Source organism: Arthrobacter sp. EpRS71 (assembly GCF_001512285.1).
GTDB lineage: Bacteria > Actinomycetota > Actinomycetes > Actinomycetales > Micrococcaceae > Arthrobacter.
In genome coordinates this window covers 984,956-1,004,685 of record NZ_LNUV01000003.1, presented here as the reverse complement: position 1 = coordinate 1,004,685, position 19,730 = coordinate 984,956, and the positions used below count along the sequence as shown (strand labels likewise).

General features: G+C 63.4%; 16 protein-coding genes and 1 rRNA gene. 12 read left to right on the top strand and 5 right to left on the bottom strand.

Annotated features, from left to right (window positions below):
• The first annotated feature begins 9 nt into the window (after positions 1–9).
• Positions 10–126, top strand: a 5S ribosomal RNA gene (rrf, locus tag AR689_RS07380).
• A 147-nt stretch (positions 127–273) separates the two neighbouring features.
• Here rrf and AR689_RS07375 read toward each other — a convergent pair.
• On the bottom strand, positions 274–1,299 hold the full coding sequence (locus AR689_RS07375; protein ID WP_156424538.1) for a patatin-like phospholipase family protein: 1,026 nt from the start codon (positions 1,297–1,299) through the stop codon (positions 274–276).
• A gap of 199 nt (positions 1,300–1,498) precedes the next feature.
• On the opposite strand from AR689_RS07375, the gene AR689_RS07370 reads away from it, so the two are divergent.
• The 5 genes from AR689_RS07370 (at position 1,499) to AR689_RS07350 (ending at position 7,969) form a co-directional block, all read left to right on the top strand.
• Positions 1,499–2,062 carry a GNAT family N-acetyltransferase gene (locus AR689_RS07370; protein WP_062068524.1) on the top strand — a complete coding sequence of 188 codons (564 nt, stop codon included), beginning with the start codon at positions 1,499–1,501 and terminating at the stop codon, positions 2,060–2,062.
• A 229-nt stretch (positions 2,063–2,291) separates the two neighbouring features.
• Complete coding sequence (locus tag AR689_RS07365; protein WP_011776355.1) at positions 2,292–2,579, top strand: HU family DNA-binding protein; 288 nt, start codon at positions 2,292–2,294, stop codon at positions 2,577–2,579.
• Positions 2,580–2,701: 122 nt separating this feature from the next.
• Positions 2,702–4,975, top strand: coding sequence for a bifunctional copper resistance protein CopD/cytochrome c oxidase assembly protein (locus tag AR689_RS07360; RefSeq protein ID WP_062068522.1), 2,274 nt, complete (start codon positions 2,702–2,704; stop codon positions 4,973–4,975).
• Positions 4,975–6,948 (top strand): NHL domain-containing thioredoxin family protein, encoded by a 1,974-nt coding sequence (locus tag AR689_RS07355; RefSeq protein WP_062068520.1) that lies wholly within the window; start codon positions 4,975–4,977, stop codon positions 6,946–6,948. Before AR689_RS07360 ends, AR689_RS07355 begins: the two co-directional genes overlap by 1 nt.
• Before the next feature lie 532 nt (positions 6,949–7,480).
• A complete protein-coding gene (locus tag AR689_RS07350; protein WP_062068519.1) occupies positions 7,481–7,969 on the top strand; it encodes a pyridoxamine 5'-phosphate oxidase family protein in 489 nt (162 codons plus the stop codon).
• 113 nt (positions 7,970–8,082) lie between these two features.
• On the opposite strand, the gene AR689_RS07345 is transcribed toward AR689_RS07350, so the two are convergent.
• The 4 genes from AR689_RS07345 to AR689_RS07330 form a co-directional block, all read right to left on the bottom strand.
• On the bottom strand, positions 8,083–9,075 hold the full coding sequence (locus AR689_RS07345; RefSeq protein WP_197412831.1) for a hypothetical protein: 993 nt from the start codon (positions 9,073–9,075) through the stop codon (positions 8,083–8,085).
• 151 nt (positions 9,076–9,226) lie between these two features.
• A complete protein-coding gene (locus AR689_RS07340; protein ID WP_197412819.1) occupies positions 9,227–10,951 on the bottom strand; it encodes a helicase HerA-like domain-containing protein in 1,725 nt (574 codons plus the stop codon).
• A 9-nt stretch (positions 10,952–10,960) separates the two neighbouring features.
• Positions 10,961–11,479 carry a GNAT family N-acetyltransferase gene (locus tag AR689_RS07335; RefSeq protein ID WP_062068674.1) on the bottom strand — a complete coding sequence of 173 codons (519 nt, stop codon included), beginning with the start codon at positions 11,477–11,479 and terminating at the stop codon, positions 10,961–10,963.
• Between the two features lie 57 nt (positions 11,480–11,536).
• The gene (locus AR689_RS07330; RefSeq protein ID WP_062068515.1) at positions 11,537–13,495 is read right to left on the bottom strand and encodes an FAD/NAD(P)-binding protein; all 1,959 of its coding nucleotides are present in this window, start codon (positions 13,493–13,495) and stop codon (positions 11,537–11,539) included.
• 288 nt (positions 13,496–13,783) lie between these two features.
• Here AR689_RS07330 and AR689_RS07325 point away from each other — a divergent pair, with 288 nt between their 5' ends.
• From AR689_RS07325 to AR689_RS07300, 6 genes are read left to right on the top strand one after another with little or no spacing between them, the layout of a single operon-like run.
• Positions 13,784–14,749, top strand: a complete 966-nt coding sequence (locus AR689_RS07325) for an amino acid ABC transporter permease (protein ID WP_197412818.1) — start codon at positions 13,784–13,786, stop codon at positions 14,747–14,749.
• Positions 14,746–15,657 carry an amino acid ABC transporter ATP-binding protein gene (locus AR689_RS07320; RefSeq protein ID WP_231745461.1) on the top strand — a complete coding sequence of 304 codons (912 nt, stop codon included), beginning with the start codon at positions 14,746–14,748 and terminating at the stop codon, positions 15,655–15,657. The genes AR689_RS07325 and AR689_RS07320 overlap by 4 nt, the downstream gene beginning before the upstream one ends.
• A gap of 9 nt (positions 15,658–15,666) precedes the next feature.
• Entirely contained in the window at positions 15,667–16,671 is a 1,005-nt protein-coding gene (locus tag AR689_RS07315; RefSeq protein ID WP_062068511.1) for an ABC transporter substrate-binding protein, read from the top strand.
• Positions 16,668–17,834 carry an LLM class flavin-dependent oxidoreductase gene (locus AR689_RS07310; protein WP_062068510.1) on the top strand — a complete coding sequence of 389 codons (1,167 nt, stop codon included), beginning with the start codon at positions 16,668–16,670 and terminating at the stop codon, positions 17,832–17,834. Before AR689_RS07315 ends, AR689_RS07310 begins: the two co-directional genes overlap by 4 nt.
• A complete protein-coding gene (locus tag AR689_RS07305) occupies positions 17,809–18,663 on the top strand; it encodes a DUF1684 domain-containing protein (protein ID WP_062068508.1) in 855 nt (284 codons plus the stop codon). Before AR689_RS07310 ends, AR689_RS07305 begins: the two co-directional genes overlap by 26 nt.
• Positions 18,660–19,727 carry an LLM class flavin-dependent oxidoreductase gene (locus AR689_RS07300; protein ID WP_062068506.1) on the top strand — a complete coding sequence of 356 codons (1,068 nt, stop codon included), beginning with the start codon at positions 18,660–18,662 and terminating at the stop codon, positions 19,725–19,727. Before AR689_RS07305 ends, AR689_RS07300 begins: the two co-directional genes overlap by 4 nt.
• Positions 19,728–19,730: the final 3 nt, after the last annotated feature.

Genomic DNA, 19,730 nt, shown 5'->3' with positions numbered 1-19,730 from the left:
TAACAGAGTTACGGCGGTCATAGCGTGGGGGAAACGCCCGGTCCCATTCCGAACCCGGAAGCTAAGACCCACAGCGCCGATGGTACTGCACCCGGGAGGGTGTGGGAGAGTAGGACACCGCCGGACAACCATTCACGGGGAGCCCCGACCACACAGGTCGGGGCTCCCCGCATTTAACAACCAAAACCACCCACGAAGACGGCCGGAACCCAGTTAGAAGCAGCCGCGACTGACGGTTGGAGGAACCCCCAGTCGCGGCTGACATGCGACGGGTCAGCGCCAGAACGCGCTAAGCGGACCGGCCAAGGCTTTGCCCTGATCGAAGCCGGCTTGGGCAGCTGCCGGCCGAAGCGACAGGTCCATGGCGTTGACGCCAAACAGGTGCTCAGCCTCCTTGACGGGGAAGACCGTTTCAACCCGGCTTCCGCTGCGGCGTAGTTCGTCTACCTGTGCGGTTAAGTGCATGCCCCATTCCAAGGGAGTTCGCGTCTTACCTCCAAAGGGTGACAGCACCAGCACGCGGCTGTACCCGGCCGCTAGGTCGGCATTATCGGCGTTGGAACGGTAGCCGCCGTCGATATAGTGATTGCTGCCAATGCCATAAGCGAACCCACTGGCACAGCTGGCGGCCACAGCGTCAACCAACGCCACTCTGCTATGGCGGTCGAACACCACCGGTTCACCGGTGCGGGCGTCAACCGCCGTGAGGAGCACTAATCGTTCCGGCCACTCCTGATGGGGTAGTCGGGCGGCTACGGTTTGGCGCCAGCGTGCACTGGAGCCTTCCATGGCTTCGGCCATGTCCAGAGCCGCGGCACCCATGCGGCGTCTCATATCAGCCATGTCCGTGGAGTCCTCCAGGATTTTTCCGGTTCGTTCCATATGGTCGGTCACAGCCCGGGCTCCGTTCCTCCCGCCGACGTGCTTGGCAGGAGCGGATGGCGCGGAGTCGGCGCCAGGGATCACGGCGGGCATCACCGCGGCCGCGGCAAGGACGGCATCAAAGAGCTCGGGTGGAGTTGCCCCCACCAACTGGGCCGCCGCCGTCGAACCGGCGGACGTGCCAACGGTGAGGTCCGCAGCGGTTACGTCCAACCCGGCGTCGAAAAGCCCAGCGACGACGCCGATCAGCCATGCGTTGCCTGTGGACCCGCCGCCGCCGAGGATCAGCGCCCGCTCGCCAGTGGGCACCCTCTTTGAGGCGTCAATCGCCGGGTGGGGCTGGTGAGAGACCAGCTGATTGGAATCCTGTCCATCAGAGGGTGCGTTGATGTCTAAAGAAGAACGAGTTGTGTTCATGGGAGTCGCCTTTCGCGATGTGCCTGTTCGGCGCTCCCAGAGGCGACTAGCTCAGTCGCGGGATCGTGGACAGGGGAGCGGCCACTGTGGATACTGCGTTCATGGGACTCACCTCCTGTCAAAGATCACGATCACCGGAAAGTTATCACTCGGCTGTATCGTGCGCAATCGGTGGGGTTTCCGCCGGTAGAGTCCAGAGATGATTCTCACGCGAAACCTGGACATTGAATCAGCGGGCGAAGATGCCCCTGAGCTCCTCCTGCGACCACTGGAAATTTCAGATGCGTCCGGTCTGGCCGCTGCCTACCGGCGGAACCGAGGGCACTTGGCGCCGTGGGAACCAGTCCGGGCCGACGATTTCTTCAGTATCGCAGGTCAGTCGGCGGTAATAAGGGACAAGTTGGACCTTTATGAACAGGGATCGGAGGTGCAGTGGGTTGTGACCACCGCACAGGGAATCGTCGGGATGTTTACGCTTTCCGGCATCGTCCGTGGGCCTTTCCTGAATGCCAACCTCGGCTACTGGGTGGATGAGGGATGCACCGGCAAGGGTGTAGCGTCCGGCGCGGTAGCCGCCGTCGTGAGCATGGCCACCGAGGAACTCGGCCTTCATCGAATCCAGGCCGCTACGCTGGCGCACAACGCAGCCTCCCAAACCGTCCTGAAACGGTCCGGTTTCGAGCGAATAGGGATAGCTCCGTCCTACCTCCAGATAGCCGGGGAGTGGCAGGACCACGTGTTGTTCCAACGTATTTTGTTCTAGTCAGGGCGGCCAGCGAGTGCCCGCCTTGGGCGCAATGCCAACGCCGTAGGGTACGCCAAGGGCGTAAAGCACTCCTAAAAACCCCGAAAACCCGGTGATTTTGGTCAAAAAGGCGCGGAAACACGCGGAATTTGCTGGCCATGCCAGCCCAAGCTGGTAAGTTTTCGAACAGTGGCTTGCTCGCATTCCGCTTGAAAGCTCAAAAACGTATGAGTCCAGGAGGACGTAAATGGCTAAGAACCGTAGTGAACTCGTTGCAGAGGTAGCAGGCAAGGCTGGCACCAGCCAGGCAGCAGTCAACTCCGTGCTCGATGCACTGTTCGAAGTTTTCGAGACTTCTGTCGCCGCCGGCGAAAAGATCACCATCCCGGGCTGGCTCGCAGTTGAGCGCACCGACCGTGCAGCTCGCACCGGCCGCAACCCGCAGACCGGCGAAACCATCCAGATCGCAGCTGGCCACAGCGTCAAGCTGACCGCTGGCTCCAAGCTGAAGGCAGCTGTCGCCAAGAAGAAGTAACTACTCTTCGGCGAATGCCTCAAAGGGACGGCAACCTGATGGTTGCCGTCCCTTTTGTTAGTTAATGCACATAGCGCCTTTTTCGATTCGCAGCCCGGCGGCAGGTAGCGGACAATGGATAGGTGCCATCAGCAAGAAGTTCCGCTACTGCCCCTTCGCCTGTTCCCAAGCCCGGAGCGCGGGGAGGCACTACAGTCGCGGGTATTTCCTTGCCGTGGCAACTGGCTGGTCTGGGGGTGCTGTTCCTGGCTCTCGCAGCGGCCCTCATCTTCTCCGGCGCCTCAGCTGCCCGGCAGGTCTCCGACCCCGGCGAGTTGGTCCGATGGGGCCTCCCCATCGCGAAAGCCATCCACAATGTGTCAGTTGCAACGGTGGTTGGCGGCCTGATCTTCGCCGTCGGTATCCTGCCCAAGAACGTCGGCGGTTCCCGGTCGCGCGAAAAGGACCTTGACGCCCCCGAACATCCGGCCTTCGCCCGGGCCTTGGCCGTCGCGGCGGCAGCCGGCGCAGCCTGGACGTTGTCCGCAGTGGCGGTCCTCGTACTGACGTACGCAGATGTCGCAGGTCAGGGGCTCTCCGGAGACGCGGAGTTCACACGTTCCTTGGTCTACTTCATGACGGACATCGAGACCGGCAAAGCCTGGCTCGCGGTCACCATCATTGCCGCCGTTGTCACTACTGCGTTGTTCGGCGTGAGGTCGCTGACAGGCCTGGCGTTCACGCTCCTGTTGGCCCTGATCGGCCTGATTCCCACAGCCCTGATTGGCCACTCCTCCAGTTCAAGCGACCATGAAGGCGCCATTAACTCCCTGGGCCTCCACCTGGTGGGTGTGTCCACCTGGGTTGGCGGCATCATCATGCTCGCGGTCCTCTCCGGTATTCTCACGGGTTCCCGGAGCAAGGGGACCCCGGACATCACCGAGCAAACCCTGCGTCGCTTCTCGTCGCTGGCCGGTTTCGCCTTTGTCTTGGTGTTCGCTTCCGGTGTCATCAACGCAGCCATACGCGTGACAAACCCTGCCGACCTTTTCGGCTCCGCCTATGGCCAGCTCATTATCGCCAAGTCCCTGGCCACCTTGGTGCTCGGTGGTATCGGCTTCATGCACCGCCAGTGGGTCATCCCACAGCTGGGCAAGAACGGTTCCCTGTCCGCCCGCCGAGTGTTGTGGCAGCTCGTCTTGGTTGAGCTGCTGGTGATGGGCGCGACGTCGGGACTCGCCGTTGCGCTCGGACGCTCGGCGCCGCCGCAGCCCACCACCTACGCACCCGACGCCTCGCCGTCGTTCATCCTCTCCGGCTACGAGCTCCCACCGGAGCTCACCCCGGAACGCTGGTTGACTGAATGGCGCTTCGACTGGCTGTGGGTTGGCGTCGCCCTGTTCGGTGCCGTTTCCTACATCCTTGGCATCATCAAAGTCCGCAAGCGTGGCGACAAGTGGTCGTGGTTCCGGACGGTGAACTGGCTCATCGGACTGGTGGTGCTCATGTACATCACGTCCGGTCCGCCCGCCGTTTACGGACGCGTGCTCTTCTCTGCACACATGGTGGATCACATGGCCCTCACCATGGTGGCTCCCATCTTCCTGGTCCTCGGTTCCCCCGTGACGCTTGCCTTGCGTGCACTTCCGGCCCGGGGTGAAGGCGTTCACGGCTCGCGGGGCCTCCGCGAATGGCTGCTGCTGTTCGTGCACTCAAAGTTCTCGCAGATCGTGACGCACCCGTTGTTCGCCGCTGCAAACTTCGCGGGCTCGATCGTCCTGTTCTACTACTCGGACCTGTTCAGCCTGGCGATGCGCGAGCACGTAGGCCATGAGCTCATGAACGTGCATTTCCTGCTGACCGGCTACATCTTTGTGCTCAGCATGATCGGTAGCGATCCTCTTCCCCGCCGCGCCCCGTACCCTATGCGCCTGCTCCTGCTGCTGGCCACCATGGGCTTCCACGCATTCTTTGGCGTGGCCATCATGGGTGGCACAGGCCTGCTGGCCGCGGATTACTTCGGAAACCTGGGCAGGGCCTGGGGCCCGTCGGCCATTGGGGACCAGCAACTGGGTGGTGCAGTGGCTTGGGGCATCGGAGAGGTTCCCACCTTGCTGGTGGCGATCGGCGTCGCAGTGATGTGGTCCCGTTCGGACGAACGGGAGACCCGCCGGGTGGATCGGGCCGCCGACAGGAATAACGACGCCGATCTCAGTGCTTACAACGATATGTTTGCCCGGCTCGCCGACCGCGACGCCAAGATCATCAACCGAACCAACCAGGCAGCCAGGACCCCTCAGGCGTCCATGGAGGCCCAAGGATCCACACCGGCGCGGTCGGAACGCGGCAACGCCGAACACGCCACCACAGACTCTGCAGGGCAGACCGAACCGAACACCAAGCTGGAAGGACGCTGATGAGCGAAACCGTACGTACCCAACTCCGGGTCCGGGCCTCCGAACTGGAGGGCCGCGGCTGGCTCAACACGGGCGGGAAATCGCTGGACCTCGAGTCCTTGCGCGGCAAGATCGTGTTGCTGGATTTCTGGACCTTCTGCTGCATCAACTGCCTGCACGTGCTGGATGAGCTGCGCCCCCTTGAGGAAAAGTACTCGGACGTCCTGGTGACGGTCGGCGTGCATTCGCCCAAGTTCGAACACGAAGCGGATCCTGTCGCACTGGCATCCGCCGTTGAACGTTACGAAATCCACCACCCCGTTCTGGATGATCCCGAGCTGGCAACGTGGAAGGCCTACACCGCCCGTGCGTGGCCCACACTGGTGGTCATCGACCCCGAGGGCTACATCGTGGCCCACCTCTCCGGCGAGGGGCACGCAGGCGGCCTCGCCGTCCTCCTGGAGGAACTCGTGGCCGAGCACGAGGCCAAGGGTACGCTTCACCGCGGTAACGGACCGTACGTGGCTCCCGAGCCAACGTCGGGCACTCTGCGTTTCCCTGGAAAGGCCACGCAGCTCGCCAACGGCAACTACCTGGTAGTGGATTCCGGCCATCACCGGCTGGTGGAGCTCCGCCCCGATCTTGAAACCGTTGAGCGCATCATCGGCTCCGGCACCAAGGGGTTCCTGGACGGACAGTCGGAGATCGCACAGTTCAACGAACCCCAGGGCGTGACCGTCCTGCCGTCGGAATTGGCGTGGAAGCTCGGCTACGACGCAGTGGTTGCCGATACCGTCAACCATCGCCTGCGTGGCGTCACGCTGAGCTCCGGCTACGTGCAGACCCTCGCCGGCAACGGTGTTCAGCGGCTGCTCGACGCCGGCCCTGCCCGAGTAACGGACACCGGTGCCGGAACGTGGTCTGAACACCACGACGGCGGCCAAGCTGACTTCGCTGCCGACGCGATCGATGTTGGGTCTTTGGGTCTCGGTACCGAGGTTTCACTGTCCTCACCGTGGGACGTGGTCTGGAGCGAGAAGCTGCAGCGAGTGGTCATCGCCATGGCGGGAACACACCAGATCTTCGCCTTCGATCCCTTGGCCAACGAAGTTTCCATACTCGCCGGTTCCGGACTTGAGGGACTCCTTGACGGCAAAGCGGAGGAAGCCTGGTTCGCCCAGTCGTCCGGTTTGGCCATTGATGGTGAAGACAACATCTGGGTTGCGGACTCGGAAACGTCGTCCTTGCGTCGCCTGGTGGTCAGCGATTCCGGCGTGACCGTGGAAACCGCAGTGGGCAAGGGCCTCTTCGATTTCGGCTTCCGCGATGGCGGGGCCGATGAAGCCCGCCTGCAACATCCCTTGGGTGTTACGGTTCTGCCGGACAATTCCGTGGCCATCGCAGACACTTACAACGGTGCCGTGCGCCGCTACGACCCCGCAACCAAGTCCGTGTCCACCTTGGCGAGGGGCCTCGCGGAGCCCAGCGACGTCGTCGTGGTTCAGGTTGAAGGCAGCGATCCGCTGCTGGTGGTGGTTGAGTCCAACAAGCACCAACTGGTCCTGGTTCCCATTCCCAAGGAAGCCCTGCAAGTGGACGAGGGAGCCTCGCAGACGCACCGTCCCAAGAGCCCGGTGACCCCCGGTACCCTGGAGCTCGCGGTACGTTTCAAGGCTCCCACCGGCCAGAAGCTGGACGACCGTTGGGGCGACCCCACGCAGTTGAAGATTTCCTCCACGCCGCCAGAGCTCCTGGTCTCAGGTGGTGGCACCTCGGTGGGCTTGCTGCGCACCCTTGAACTGTCTGCCGACGTACCTGAGGGCATCCTTCACATCACTGCCCGCGCGGCTGCATGCGATGGTCCCGAGACTGAGGACGGCGAAATCCCGGACCACGCGGCCTGCCACCTCTACCAGCAGGACTGGGGCATTCCCGTAGTGCTGCAGGCCGACGGTGAGTCCGAGCTGGTGCTGGACCTGCGCGGCATGGACTAAGCCCCGCTAGGTTGTAATGGCCCGGGTTCGACCTCTCAGGAGGTTGCCCGGGCCATTTTCATGCCGTGGCAGCAGCCGGCAGCAGTCCTCGCCGTTGGCGGACTGAGCGGAGTCGTCGGAACCCTTGTATCGAATGCAGCGGCTTTGCAGGAGCCAGGGCCCATGGACTCCAACCATTCACGCAGTCCGGGTCCTTCGGCGCCCGAATCTATCGTGAGTCCTTTGTCCGCATTGTGCTCGTCCGATACTGCTGCGTTGCGTGTCTGTTTGCGCGTCTAACCTTCGCCGCCTTTCCCTTCGACTCTATGGATGCCCTGGTCTGATGAGTATGCTCACCTCATGAGCAACGTGGAGCAATCACTCCGTGGGAACCAGGCGGCAAGGACTACCTGATTCGGATTGCGCCAGCTGACGTGACGGGTGGTCGATTCGTCATCAGCGACACGAAGCGTTGGTGGCCCACGCGGAATCGTGAGCATGAATGGCCGATGACTGAACGTTTGATCCCTACAACAGGCTTGCGAGGTCTGAGATGAATGAATCCAAAATTGCCGACGAACAGTCTTCCGAAGGTGGCGCCCCGCCTTTGTCCTTTGACCAGTGCTGGGAGTTGCTGGCTGCAGCAAACGTAGGGCGGCTTGCCTTGGTGGTGGATGACCACCCCGAAATTTTCCCCGTGAACTATGTCCTGTACGACCGGAACATCGTCTTCCGAACCGACGCCGGACGGAAACTGTGGGGAGCGATGGCTTCCCGGCCGGGCGCTTTCGAAATCGATGGATACGACGCCCAGGCCACAGAAGCGTGGAGCGTCATGGCACGTGGCGAAACGGTACTCATGACCGATCCTCAGGAGACGGCGAAAGTTGACCAGCTCGGGCTCGAACCGTGGCAGCCAGGGGCAAAGAGCCACTACATTCGACTGAAACCCAGGGCCCTCACCGGGCGCAGATTCGTAGTAAATCGTCCCGATCTGTGGGAGACCAACACCAACGACGCCCGCCGGGCATTATTCGAATAACGGGAATCGACACCAAGAGCGGCACGGCACCGGCGACCACCCCAGGGTAGAGGAACTTATCCGGTTCCACCCGTAGCTCTATAGCTAGAGATTTTGCAGCACCGGTGGTGGAATCAGAATGTCAGCATCGGGGTGACCGTCACAGTGTCAGCGCCCACGTCCAACTGGGTGGTGAAGCTGAAATCGTGCTCCACGTTGAGGTCGTTGACGAACCCGGTGAAGAGGTTGATCTCCCGGGCGGTCAATGTGGCCTTGCCGTTAAGGGGGGCCACCACCCACTTGCCGCCGAACGGCTCAATGGTGATCTTGGGGTACTCCGTGATGGCCCACTTGATGGTTCCATCCACCACACGGGCATTGCTGGCGTGATAGAACGGGCAATCGGGCTGCAGGCGCTGCTGCTCGGTGGCTTGGGCGGCACACGTGTCCAGGAATTCCCGGACCTTGCCTGCGACGGCTTCATTCATGGCCTTGGTGGACCGCGTCTGCAGGTTCAGGGGTGCCTGGCCGCCGTCGCGCGTCGCCACCAAGGCGGAGGCCGCCGGGGCTTCGAAGTAAGTGCCGTTCAGGCTTGCCTCGTACTTACCGGGGAAAAAGACAGCAAAGTTGTTGCGCCCATTGGGCATGTTCACGGGTACACCGTTGAGGGTGGCCTCGCTGGAATTGACCACGGTGACTTCAATGGTGGGAAGCGTGGTGGGGACGAACGCCCATTTAGCGAAGAACAGCCACTGGGTCCCGGTCCGTTCCATCAGGAATTCCGTATGAAGGCGGCTGCCGTCAAGGGTGTAGTCCACAGGCACAGCCATCCGGTTGCTGCCCCGGGCTTCGGGGTTTCCCACCTTAATGTCGGTCATCTTGGATGCTGCCGTTTGCAGGGCTGTGCCGTCCAGCATGGCGGCGTTTGCGCTGGGTACTTTGGCGCGGAGCAGGCCCAGCGCTTCTTCGCCTTTGCCGTGCTGCAGGGCTGTCAGATACTCCTTGACAGGCTGCTGCGGGCTGGCAACGGAGGAGCTCACCAGGTTGATGCACACGATGGCTCCGGCGGCAGCGAGCATCAGACCGAGCAGCCATCCGGCTGCGGTCTTGACGAACGCTTGACTCAACTGCACGCCCTTTACGTTACCTGCCACGGCAGCGAACGCCGTGCAGGAAGACCTTGGAACGACATATATCCACCGACTGGAGAAGGCTCGACGCCGGGTGGCAGCGGGCGTTGCTGCCGCCCGGCGTCGTGGTTCCGGCTTTTAGACGGGACTAGCGGCGACGCCGCGAGGACGTGCCGAAGACCCCGCGCATGAGGTCGCGGCCCAGTTGGGTTCCCATGGAGCGGACCATGCTCTTGAGCCCGCCACCCAGCGCTCCACCGAGGGCACCGGCGATGTCGCCGAACATGCCGTCCTGCTGTGAAGACTGCGGAGCCGGTGCCGGAGCGGGAGGAGCGGGCGGTGCCGGGAAAGGCTCAGGCGATGAGGACCGTGAGCTGGGACGGCCCAGGATTTCCTCTTCGATCCGGCGGGCTTCGGCGTCGATGTCCGCCTGCGAAGCCCCGGGAGTACCGGACGCCCCGGGGGTTCCGGAAGAGGGCACCGGCGGCAATCCCGGCGCAGCATCTCCGGTAGGAGCGGTTGCCTGGCCAGTGAGTTTCTCGTAGGCGGACAGGTTGTCCACGGCGGTGCCGTATTTCGCCAGCAGAGGGGACGCGGCCACCGCGCTTTGGATGAGTTCATCAGTGCTGGGACCCATCACGGACTCGGGAGCGCGGAGCCGGGTCAAAGCCACGGGGGTAGGTGCGCCTTTTTCGTTCATGACGGTGATGACGGCCTCGCCGATGCCTGCGGAGGTGAGTGTCTCTTCGAGGTCGTAGTCGCTGACCGGGAACGTGGAGACGGTGGCCTTCAATGCCTTTGCATCCTCGGGTGTGAAGGCGCGCAGGGCGTGTTGGACACGGTTGGCGAGCTGGCCAAGGACATCGGCGGGAACATCCTTGGGCGTCTGGGTGACGAAGAAGATGCCCACGCCTTTGGACCGGATGAGCCGGACCGTGGTGGTGATCGCTTCGAGGAAGGCCTTGGACGCGCCGTTGAACAGCAGGTGCGCCTCATCAAGGAAGAAAACGAGTTTAGGTTTGTCCAGGTCGCCGGCCTCCGGCAGGTCTTCGAAGAGGTCGGCCAGGAGCCACATGAGGAACGTGGAGAACAACAGCGGCTTGGTCTGCAGCGTGGGAAGCTCCAGGCAGCTGATGACGCCGCGGCCATCCGGTGCCGTGCGGAGGAGTTCTGCGGTATCGAATTCGGGCTCGCCGAAGAACTTCTCCATACCTTGGGCTTCCAACCCAACCAGCTCGCGCAGGATCACGCCGGCTGTGGCTTTGGACAGCCCGCCGAGGTTGGCGAGCTCAGCCTTGCCTTCGTCCGAGGTGAGGAACTGGATGACAGCCCTCAAGTCCTTGAGGTCGATCAGTTCCAGGTTGTTCTGGTCCGCGAAATGGAAGATCAGCTGGAGGCTGGACTCCTGCGTGTCGTTCAAATCCATGATGCGCGAGAGCAGGATGGGTCCGAACGAGGTGATGGTGGCGCGGACGGGGATGCCGTGGCCGTCGCCGCCCAAGGAGAGGAACTCCACCGGGAAGTTTTTGGCCTGCCAATCCTGCCCAAGCGCTTGCGTGCGTGCGGTCAGCTTCTCACTGCCGGTGGCGGGCGTCGCCAGTCCGGACAGATCACCTTTGATGTCCGCGAGGAAAACCGGAACACCCGCCGTCGACAATTGCTCGGCAATCATGTGCAGCGTGACCGTCTTGCCGGTGCCCGTAGCACCGGCCACCAAACCGTGTCGGTTCATCATGGCGAGCGGAAGCCGGACCTGCGCTTCTTTGTGGATCTCGCCGTCTACGATCGCGGCGCCGAGTTCAATGGTGGCACCTTCCAGGGTGTACCCCTGCTGGATGGTGGCGAGTTTTTCGGCAGTCGTCTTGTTGGCCATGCGCATAGCTTAGCTCTGCACGGCAAGATCCTTGCTGAAGGCCAAATGCTTGATGTCTTCCGGGTCCGCGGCGAGATCGAACAGCGCTTTGTAGCCCGTGGCGAGGTAGAGGTTTTTGGCCTCAGGCTGGCGCGGCCCGGTGGTGAGGTACAGCTTCCGGTAGCCCCGGCGTCGAGCTTCATTCTCCAGTTCTGTGAGCACCAGCCGTGCCAGACCGCGGCGGCGGTGGGCCGAATGCGTCCAGATCCGCTTCAGTTCCGCGGTGTGCTGGTCGTAGCGCCGGAACGCGCCGCCAGCTACTGACTCGCCGTTCTCCTGGATGATGATCAGGGCGCCGTGCGGGGCTTCGAATTCCTCGGCCGGGTACCTGTTCAGTTCTTCGGCTGCGCCGCCGGTGCCGAACAGGTTGCCGTAGCGGGTTTCGTATTCGACGGCGAGCTCGTCCAGGAGCGGACGAACGCGGGGATCGCGCATGGGCAGGCTGAGGACGGTCAGGTCCGACGTCGGCAGGGTTGGCGTGGTGGTCATGTCAGGCCTTTCGTCGGTGGATCCCAAGTAGGTAGCAGTTCAGGTCGTTCTGAGGGCTCATAACGACGTCAACTGCGACTCAGTTGGGTGGGTGGCGGCAACTGTGGAGAGGATGCGGCGTGCCAGGGCGTCGTTTTCCCTGAACGGTGCCGCGTTGGTGTTGGGACGGGCAAACGCCCCCGCGCCCCAACCGGACGTCCACGGTCCCACCGCGAACAACCCCTTCTGAGGAATAGCAACAGGGGACAGGACCTCGTGATTCCCGGACACCAGGAGTTTGCCGGTGGAGTGGGCGCCCTCCGAAGTGAGGAGCCGTTGTTCGGTGCCCCATCCGGCGTGGTGCAGGTCAGCCAGGGCGGGGTTCGCTGAGCGTTCCACGGACGCGGAAGGCAACCGGGCCTCAATGTACGCGGACGCATCCACCACCACGGGCGATTGGAACGTCCCGGCAACGAACCTCCCCATGGAGTCGTCGGCGCGGACCCACATGCCAGGGCCAAGGAACTTCAGGAGCCCGGCCCTGTGCAGTGCGAGCATTTCGCGGAGCCGGTGCGCTGGCGGCCCCGAGTCCACGAAGCTGAAGAAGCCGTGCCACCAACCGTGAATGGTCTGTTGAGAACGTGCATTGAGCCGGTCTTGCGGGACCAAACGCCCCAAGTCCATGTACACGTACAACAACGCCGTGAACAGGGCGAGGGTTTCGGAATGGTCCGGGCTGGTCCGCAGGTTCAGGTCGTTCTGGATGTAGGCGGCCACGGAGCGCTGGACCGTTTCATGGTCGGCGAAAGCGCAGCCGCTCAGGGGGTGGTCCAGTTTTTCGAGGTCCAGGCGCAACGCAGGATCCGGTATGGAGTAGGCCGCCAGTTCTTCCCGGGCAGCGCTGTACCAGTCAACGGCATCCAGTCGCGCCTCAAAGCTTGCCCACGTCCCCAACACCCACGACGGGTAGCCGGTGAACAGCTCGCGGTAGTAAGCGTAGCCGGCGTCTTTGGCGATCAGCGGCCACAGGTGTGTGCGGAAATCGAGTTCCTGGTGCGTGGCCAACAGAGCGTCAATGGCGGAGGACGTGAAGTATCGCGGACGGGCCACCGCTTCACCCCGCAGAGCCGAGGAGATCTTGGAATGGTACGGCACACCGCGCCGTGAACCGGCCCAGACCCGCGGCTCGGCGCCGGAGGGCACATAGTCCAGTTCGCCGTCGGGCCTTTCGTCAAAGCGGCCGCCACGGCCCTCAAACAACAGCACCAGCAGGTCCACGAAGGCGAGCCCCATGCCGGAGACAATCACGTCCTGCCCTGCTTCAATCCCGGAGTAGTCCACATCAGTGGTGTACGACGGCGGCGCATGGAACCCGCCGTGCCGGGCAGCGAATTCACTGTGACGCGCCGATTCGGGATCAGTCACCGAATCGGTGTGGCCCAGCGCGTACACCACGACGTCGGCAACCACGTCGGCGCCGGAGGCCAGCCGCACGCGGTGCGCATCGTCGTGGTGCTCTGCTGTTGACGCCGCGCCGCTGTCCGCGGGAGAACGCTCGACGCCGGTGGCTGTGTCGCGGTGAACGGTCACCGTGACCTCGGGGCCAAGATTGCTCACGGCCCGGCGGAAGAACCACTCGAGGTACTTACTCTGCAGTTGCCGGGTGGGAAAGGACGATGGTGTCAGCGCGCGGAGTTGGTCCAGAAGGTGCGGGTCCAACGCCGGGACGTCGCGGATACTGCCATCCAGGACTCCGGCCGCCCACGTGGACAGTCCGGGTCCGTCAGCAGCGGGCCCATCGCAGGCCACGGAAGCATCGGTGAACATGGTGACGTCCGCGGCCGTGGAGTTCAGCAGCAGCCCGGGATCCTGGTCATAGCGCCAGATCCTCCCGGAACCGGGTTCATGGGGTTCGATGACATGGATGTGCAGGGGGCCGCCGAAAAGTTCGGGTCGGTTGGCTGCAAGCCGTTCAAGGACGCCGGCCGTGCGCGGGCCGCCGCCGATGAAGGCGATGGCAGGTACTCGTGACGGCATGGGATCTCCTGAAAAACAGTGGTTGGTGATGCCCAATCTAGGGACGTTGAGCCATGCCGGTCGAGGCGGCGGTAACCGCCGTTCACCACACGTCACGCAGCGTTAACGAGCGCAAAATCCCGACTCATAAGGCGCCCCGTGACCAAGACTGTGACGCCGTGCGTACTCCCGAGAAGCCGCGCGAAGTCCAGTGAAGAAGTGCAAATTCCCGCCTTGCTGCCGGGTTTCGCGCGGCCCTAGATTGGCAGCCATCCGATAGACAACAACCGATCTGAAATGAGGTGGCGCATGAGTGCAATCGCACCGCCTGCCACGGCGGAAACTGCACCGCCCACCCCGAACTACTCCGAGTACAAGGTGGTTCCGGCCCGGCAGCCCTGGCGTTGGGTGGGAACCGTTCTGGTAGCCGCCGGCGTCGCAGCCATAGCGTGGTCGCTGGTCACCAACCCGCGCTGGGAGTGGGGCGTGGTGGCCGAATGGTTCACCGCTCAGTCGGTAGTCAACGGACTGATCGAGACCCTCAAGCTCACGGCCATTTCAGGTGTCCTCGGTTTCGTCCTCGGATTCATCCTGGCCCTCATGCGTCTGTCCTCTTCTCCGCTGTTGGTCTCGGTGTCCTGGACGTTCTCCTGGATCTTCCGCTCCACCCCGCTGCTGGTCCAGCTCCTGCTCTGGTACAACCTGGGCTACCTCTACGAAAAGATCAGCCTGGGCATCCCCTTCACGGACGTCCGCTTTTTCGAAGCACAAACCACCACGCTCATCAGCCAGTTCGCTGCTGCGGTGCTGGGGCTCACGCTGAACCAGGCCGCCTACTCTGCCGAGATCATCCGCGGCGGTATTCTCTCCGTGGACCAGGGCCAGCTCGAGGCCGCCTCCGCGTTGGGCATCCCCGCATGGAAGCGATCCACCAGGATTGTGCTGCCGCAAGCCATGCGCGCCATCCTGCCCAACGCTTTCAACGAGATCATCGGCCTGGTCAAGGGCACCTCGATTGTTTACGTCCTGGCCTACTCCGAACTGTTCTACACGGTCCAGGTCATCTACAACCGGACCCAGCAAGTGCTTCCCCTGCTGCTCGTGGCCACGCTCTGGTACGTGGTGATCACCTCAGTGCTGAGCATTTTCCAGTACTACATTGAGCGCCACTTCTCCAAGGGCGCCCTGCGGACCCTGCCGCTCACGCCGTTGCAGAGGGCCCGGAAGTTCTTCACCACCCACGTTGCTGCCTCTCCCACGAAGGACGCCCGATGAGCATTATCGCTGCACGCAAAGATTCCGCCGCGGCCGCCAAGGTCGCAGAGGAAAAGCAAGCCCCCGCTTCGGCCGCTTCTCCTGCCAACACGACGACGGCCCAGCCCGCCTCAGTGAACCGGCCGGCAACCCGCGGTCAGGTGGACATCACGAATGTCCGGAAGTCCTTTGGCACCACCGAGGTCCTCAAGGGTGTTTCCTTGTCCGTGCCGCCGGGTGGCGTGGCCGTCATTGTTGGCCCGTCCGGCTCCGGCAAGTCCACCCTGTTGCGCACCATCAACCACCTGGAAAAGGTTGACGGCGGGTACATCACCATCGACGGCGAACTGGTGGGCTACGAGGTCCGCGGCAACAAGCTTCACGAGCTGCGTGAAAAGGACATCCTCAAGCAACGCACCCACATTGGCATGGTGTTTCAGAGCTTCAACCTGTTCCCTCACCTCACCGCCCTGGAGAACGTGATCGAGGCGCCCATCGTGGCCCAGAAACGGTCCAAGGCCGAGGCCCGGAAGCGTGGCCTGGAACTCCTGGACAGGGTGGGCCTGAAGGATCGCGCCGATGCCTACCCGCGCCAGCTTTCCGGTGGCCAACAGCAGCGCGTTGCGATTGCACGGGCGCTGGCACTGGATCCCAAGATTCTCCTGTTCGACGAGCCAACATCGGCACTGGACCCGGAACTCGTGAACGAGGTCCTGGACGTCATCCGTGAACTGGCCAAGTCCGGCACCACCCTGATTGTGGTGACGCACGAGATGGGTTTTGCCCGGGACGTCGCGGACACCGTGGTGTTCATGGACCAGGGCCAGATTGTGGAGTCCGGCACTCCTCAGGACATCTTCGCCAACCCCCGCGAGGAACGTACCCGCAGCTTCTTCTCCAAAGTCATCGAACCAGCTTTCAACATCTAGGACATCCCCATGCTTCGCACTACCAGCTTCACCACGAAACGCAAGATCCTGGCACTCGCTGTCCTTCCCGCCGTCGTGCTTCCCGTGCTGGCCGGGTGCTCCGATCCTGGAGCGTCGGCAGCCCAGCCGGAGTCCGAAGCTGCCAGGAACGGGATTGTCTACAACACGTCCGTGGACCAGAACCGGATCCGGGGCGAGAAAGACGCAGCCGCAGCCGCCACTGTTCCTGCGGCCATCGCCAAGGACGGCAAGCTGACCGTAGCCACCACCGCGGGTTCCATTCCGCTGTCCTTCCACGCCACGGACGACAAGACTCCGATCGGCGTAGAGGTGGACATCGCCCAGCTCGTTGCAGACAAGCTCGGCCTGGAACTTGACCTACAGGTGACGTCCTGGGAGAACTGGCCGCTCAAGACCCAGTCCGGCGACTTCGAGGCCGTCTTCTCCAACGTGGGCATCAACGCAGCGCGCGTGAAGCTGTTCGACTTCTCCACCTACCGTGCGGCGTACATGGGCTTTGAAGCGAAAAAGAGCTCCACATACGACATCAAGGGCTCGGATGACATTTCCGGCCTGAAGATCTCTGTTGGCTCCGGCACCAACCAGGAAAAGATCCTGCTTGCGTGGAACCAGGAACTCGAAGCCAAGGGCAAGGCGCCGGCCACACTGCAGTACTACTCCTCGGACGCCGACACCATCCTGGCGCTCTCCTCCGGCCGCACCGACCTCAACATTGCCCCGTACCCGTCAGTGACGTACCGAGAAAACACCCGCGATGACTTGAAGGTAGTGGGCAAGGTCAACGCAGGCTGGCCCGCAGAAACGCTCGTTGCCGCCACCACCCTCAAGGGCAACGGTCTGGCGCCGGCCATCACCGACGCCTTGAACTCCACCATCAAGGACGGCTCCTACGGCAAGGTCCTGGAGCGCTGGGGCCTCTCCGAGGAAGCCATCCCGGAGTCCAAGACGGTCACTGAAGCCACCTTTGTTGCGCCGGCCGGGACCACCAAATGAAGTTCCAGGTCCTGGACATCATTCCCCACCTGAAGAACCCGGTGACGGGGGAGATCGTCTCCACCGCTGACCGGCTGAACCAGGTGGTGGAAACGGCGAAGCGGGCCGAGGAACTCGGTTTTGACAGCTTCTCCGTGGGCGAGCGTCACGCCGGCGAGTTCGTCTCGTCATCCCCGACGACGGTCCTCGCCGCGATCGCGGCCGTCACCAGCCGCATCCGCCTCCAGACCGGGGTAACTGTGCTCTCCGTGCTGGATCCGGTTCGCGTGGCCGAGGACTACGCCACCATCGACCAATTGAGCCGGGGCCGCCTGGAACTGGTGATCGGCAAGGGCAACGAGGTCCTGCAGTACCCGTTGTTCGGCCTGTCCTTGGACGATCAATGGGAGCTCCTGGCCGAAAAGTACGTGTTGCTGCGGACGCTGTGGCGCAAGGAAAGCGTCACCTGGTCCGGTCGCTTCCGGCCCGCCCTGACCGAACCAACGACGACGACGCCACGCCCCTTTGCGGGGTCGCCCCGGATTTGGCACGGCTCGGCTACAACCCTGACATCCGCTGCGCTCGCAGCCAAGTGGGGTGACCCGCTGTTCACGGCCAACGCCATCCAGCCCCGTGAGAACTACAAGGTCCTGATCGACCACTACCGCGAAGAGTACGAACGCCACGGGCACGATCCACGGCACCAGTACCTGGGCTCGGGAAGTGGTGCTGGCGGTGTGTTCATCGCGGACACCACGCAGGAAGCCATCCGTCAGTACGGCCCGGTGTACGAGGGATTGACCGCCAACCGCAACGTCCCCGGCAACAACTCGCCGTTCCGGGATATCCAGCACGCCGTAGCCGAGGGGCCGGCGTTGGTGGGCAGCCCGGAGCAGGTGATTGACAAGATTCTCAGCTACCACTCCCTGTACAGCCACGATCTTCAGTCCATTTCCTTGCCCACCACGCTGCCCTTCGAACAGCAGTTGGAGATCCTGGAACGCTTCGCGTTGGAGGTCATCCCGGCCGTCCGGGCTTCGGCGCCCACCACACTCTGGGAAGCCGGGGATCCTTTCGCGGGCCGCCCGGAGTTCGCCGGCGCCACCGAGCCGGACGCAGCAGCAACCGTTGCAGCAGACCATGCCTTCAACAGGACGGATGACGCTCTTGTCTACGCACACTGAAACTACAACGCACACTGAAACAGCATTCGAAGCCTTTGACCAGGAATGGCAGGAGTGGCACGACGCCCACGAGCGGCACCGTGCCCACCCGCATGGCTTCCTCGCCGTGTCCCACCTTCACTGGCTCAGCAGCGACGCAACCCGGCTGGAAGGCGCGCCGGGCACCTGGAGCGCGGAGGACGACGTCGTACGCGTTGTGCTGGAGCCTGGCGAGAGCCTGCAGCAGGACGGAGTGGAACTCAACGCCGGAGAGCCGCTGGAATTCGGTCCCATTGAGGAACGCGGCGGGATCAACCTGGTCTCCGGCGACACCGTGATTGAGGTTGCCAAGCGCGGCGGCGAGTACATTGTGCGCCCGCGGAACCCGTCCAACGCCCTCCTGCAGGAATATCAGGGGACGCCCGCCTACACACCCAACGCGGCGTTTGCCGTGGCGGGTACGTTCGTGCCCTTTGAGGCGCCGCGTCCCACCACGGTGGGTGCCGCCGTCGAGGGTATCCAGCACGTGTACAAAGCGCCGGGCGAAATCCGCTTCAAGCTCGCCGGCGAGGAACTGGCGCTGACGGCGTTCAACGGCCACGCGCCGGGCTCGTTGTCCGTGCTGTTCACCGACCAGACCTCCGGCAAGACCACCTACCCAGCCAACCGCTCACTGTCCGTGGTCCCCGCCGCCGATGGCTCAGTCCAGCTCGACTTCAACCGGGCCGTGAACCTGCCATGCGCCTACACAGACCTCGCCACCTGCCCGTTGCCGCCCGCCGAAAACCGGCTTCCGGTGGCCATTGAAGCCGGCGAAAAGATTCCCTACGAACGTCAGGACCAGAAGTGAGTACCTTCGAAGAACGCAAGGCCGGGTTCCTGGCCGTTGAACTCGACGGCGCCGGATATGAGGGCATTGCCGCCGCCGTCCTCGCAGCCGAATCAGCCGGTTTCCACGCAGCAACCTTTAAGGACACCCCGGAAGCCGGCCGTGCCAACGCCCTGCAGCGCGCAGCCTTTGCCGGACCCGTCACGCGCACCATCGCCGTCGTGCCGGAAATCGACACCGTCTACACAGAGCCTTTCCACGTTTCCACGCAGCTCGCCAGCCTGGACTACGTGTCCGGCGGCCGGGCTGGCTGGATCGCAACCGCAGCGGTGTCACCTGAGGCCGCAGCCGCCGTCGGACGTTCGTTTGTTGAGGGCGACGCGTTGGCGCAAGAGGCTGCCGCGTCCATCGAGGTGAGCCGCCGTTTGTGGGATTCCTGGGAGGACGACGCCGTGATCCGCGACGTCGCCACCGGGCGGTACATCGACGTGGACAAGCTGCACTACGCGGATTTCGAAACGCCCGCTGACTTTTCAGGGGCCGCCTATTCCGTGAAGGGCCCGTCCATCATTCCGAGGCCCCTGCAGGGACAGCTGCCCGTGCTCGCTGCTGCCTCATTGGTGGGCGAGGGCCTGGTTCCATCCGATGCCGTGGATGCTGTGCTGGTGTCCGCTCCCACACCGGAGCTGCTGGCTGCAGAAGTCCGCGACGCGCGGGCACGGCTTGGTTCTTCGGTGGCGATTGTGGCAGAGCTCGACGTCGTACTGGACGCGCGCGGGCAAAGCGCAGCTACGCGGCAGGTGCCGTCGCCTGAGAGCGGCCTCGCGCGGTTCGTTGGCTCGGCGGCCGACCTCACCGAACTGCTCGGCTCCCTTCTGAACGAAGCCGACGGCGTTCGGCTCCACCTCGCTGCCCTGGACGTGGAGCTGGAGGAACTGTCACGCCTCGTCCTGCCTGAGCTGCGCCGCCGTGGGGCCTTGCGGCCACCGGTCCAGGACGGCACTTTCCGTGATGTCCTCGGGCTTGCACCTGCGGAGAACCGCTATTCAACCACTGCCGTGGCTCCTCTTGCCGCCGGAAAGTAGGGG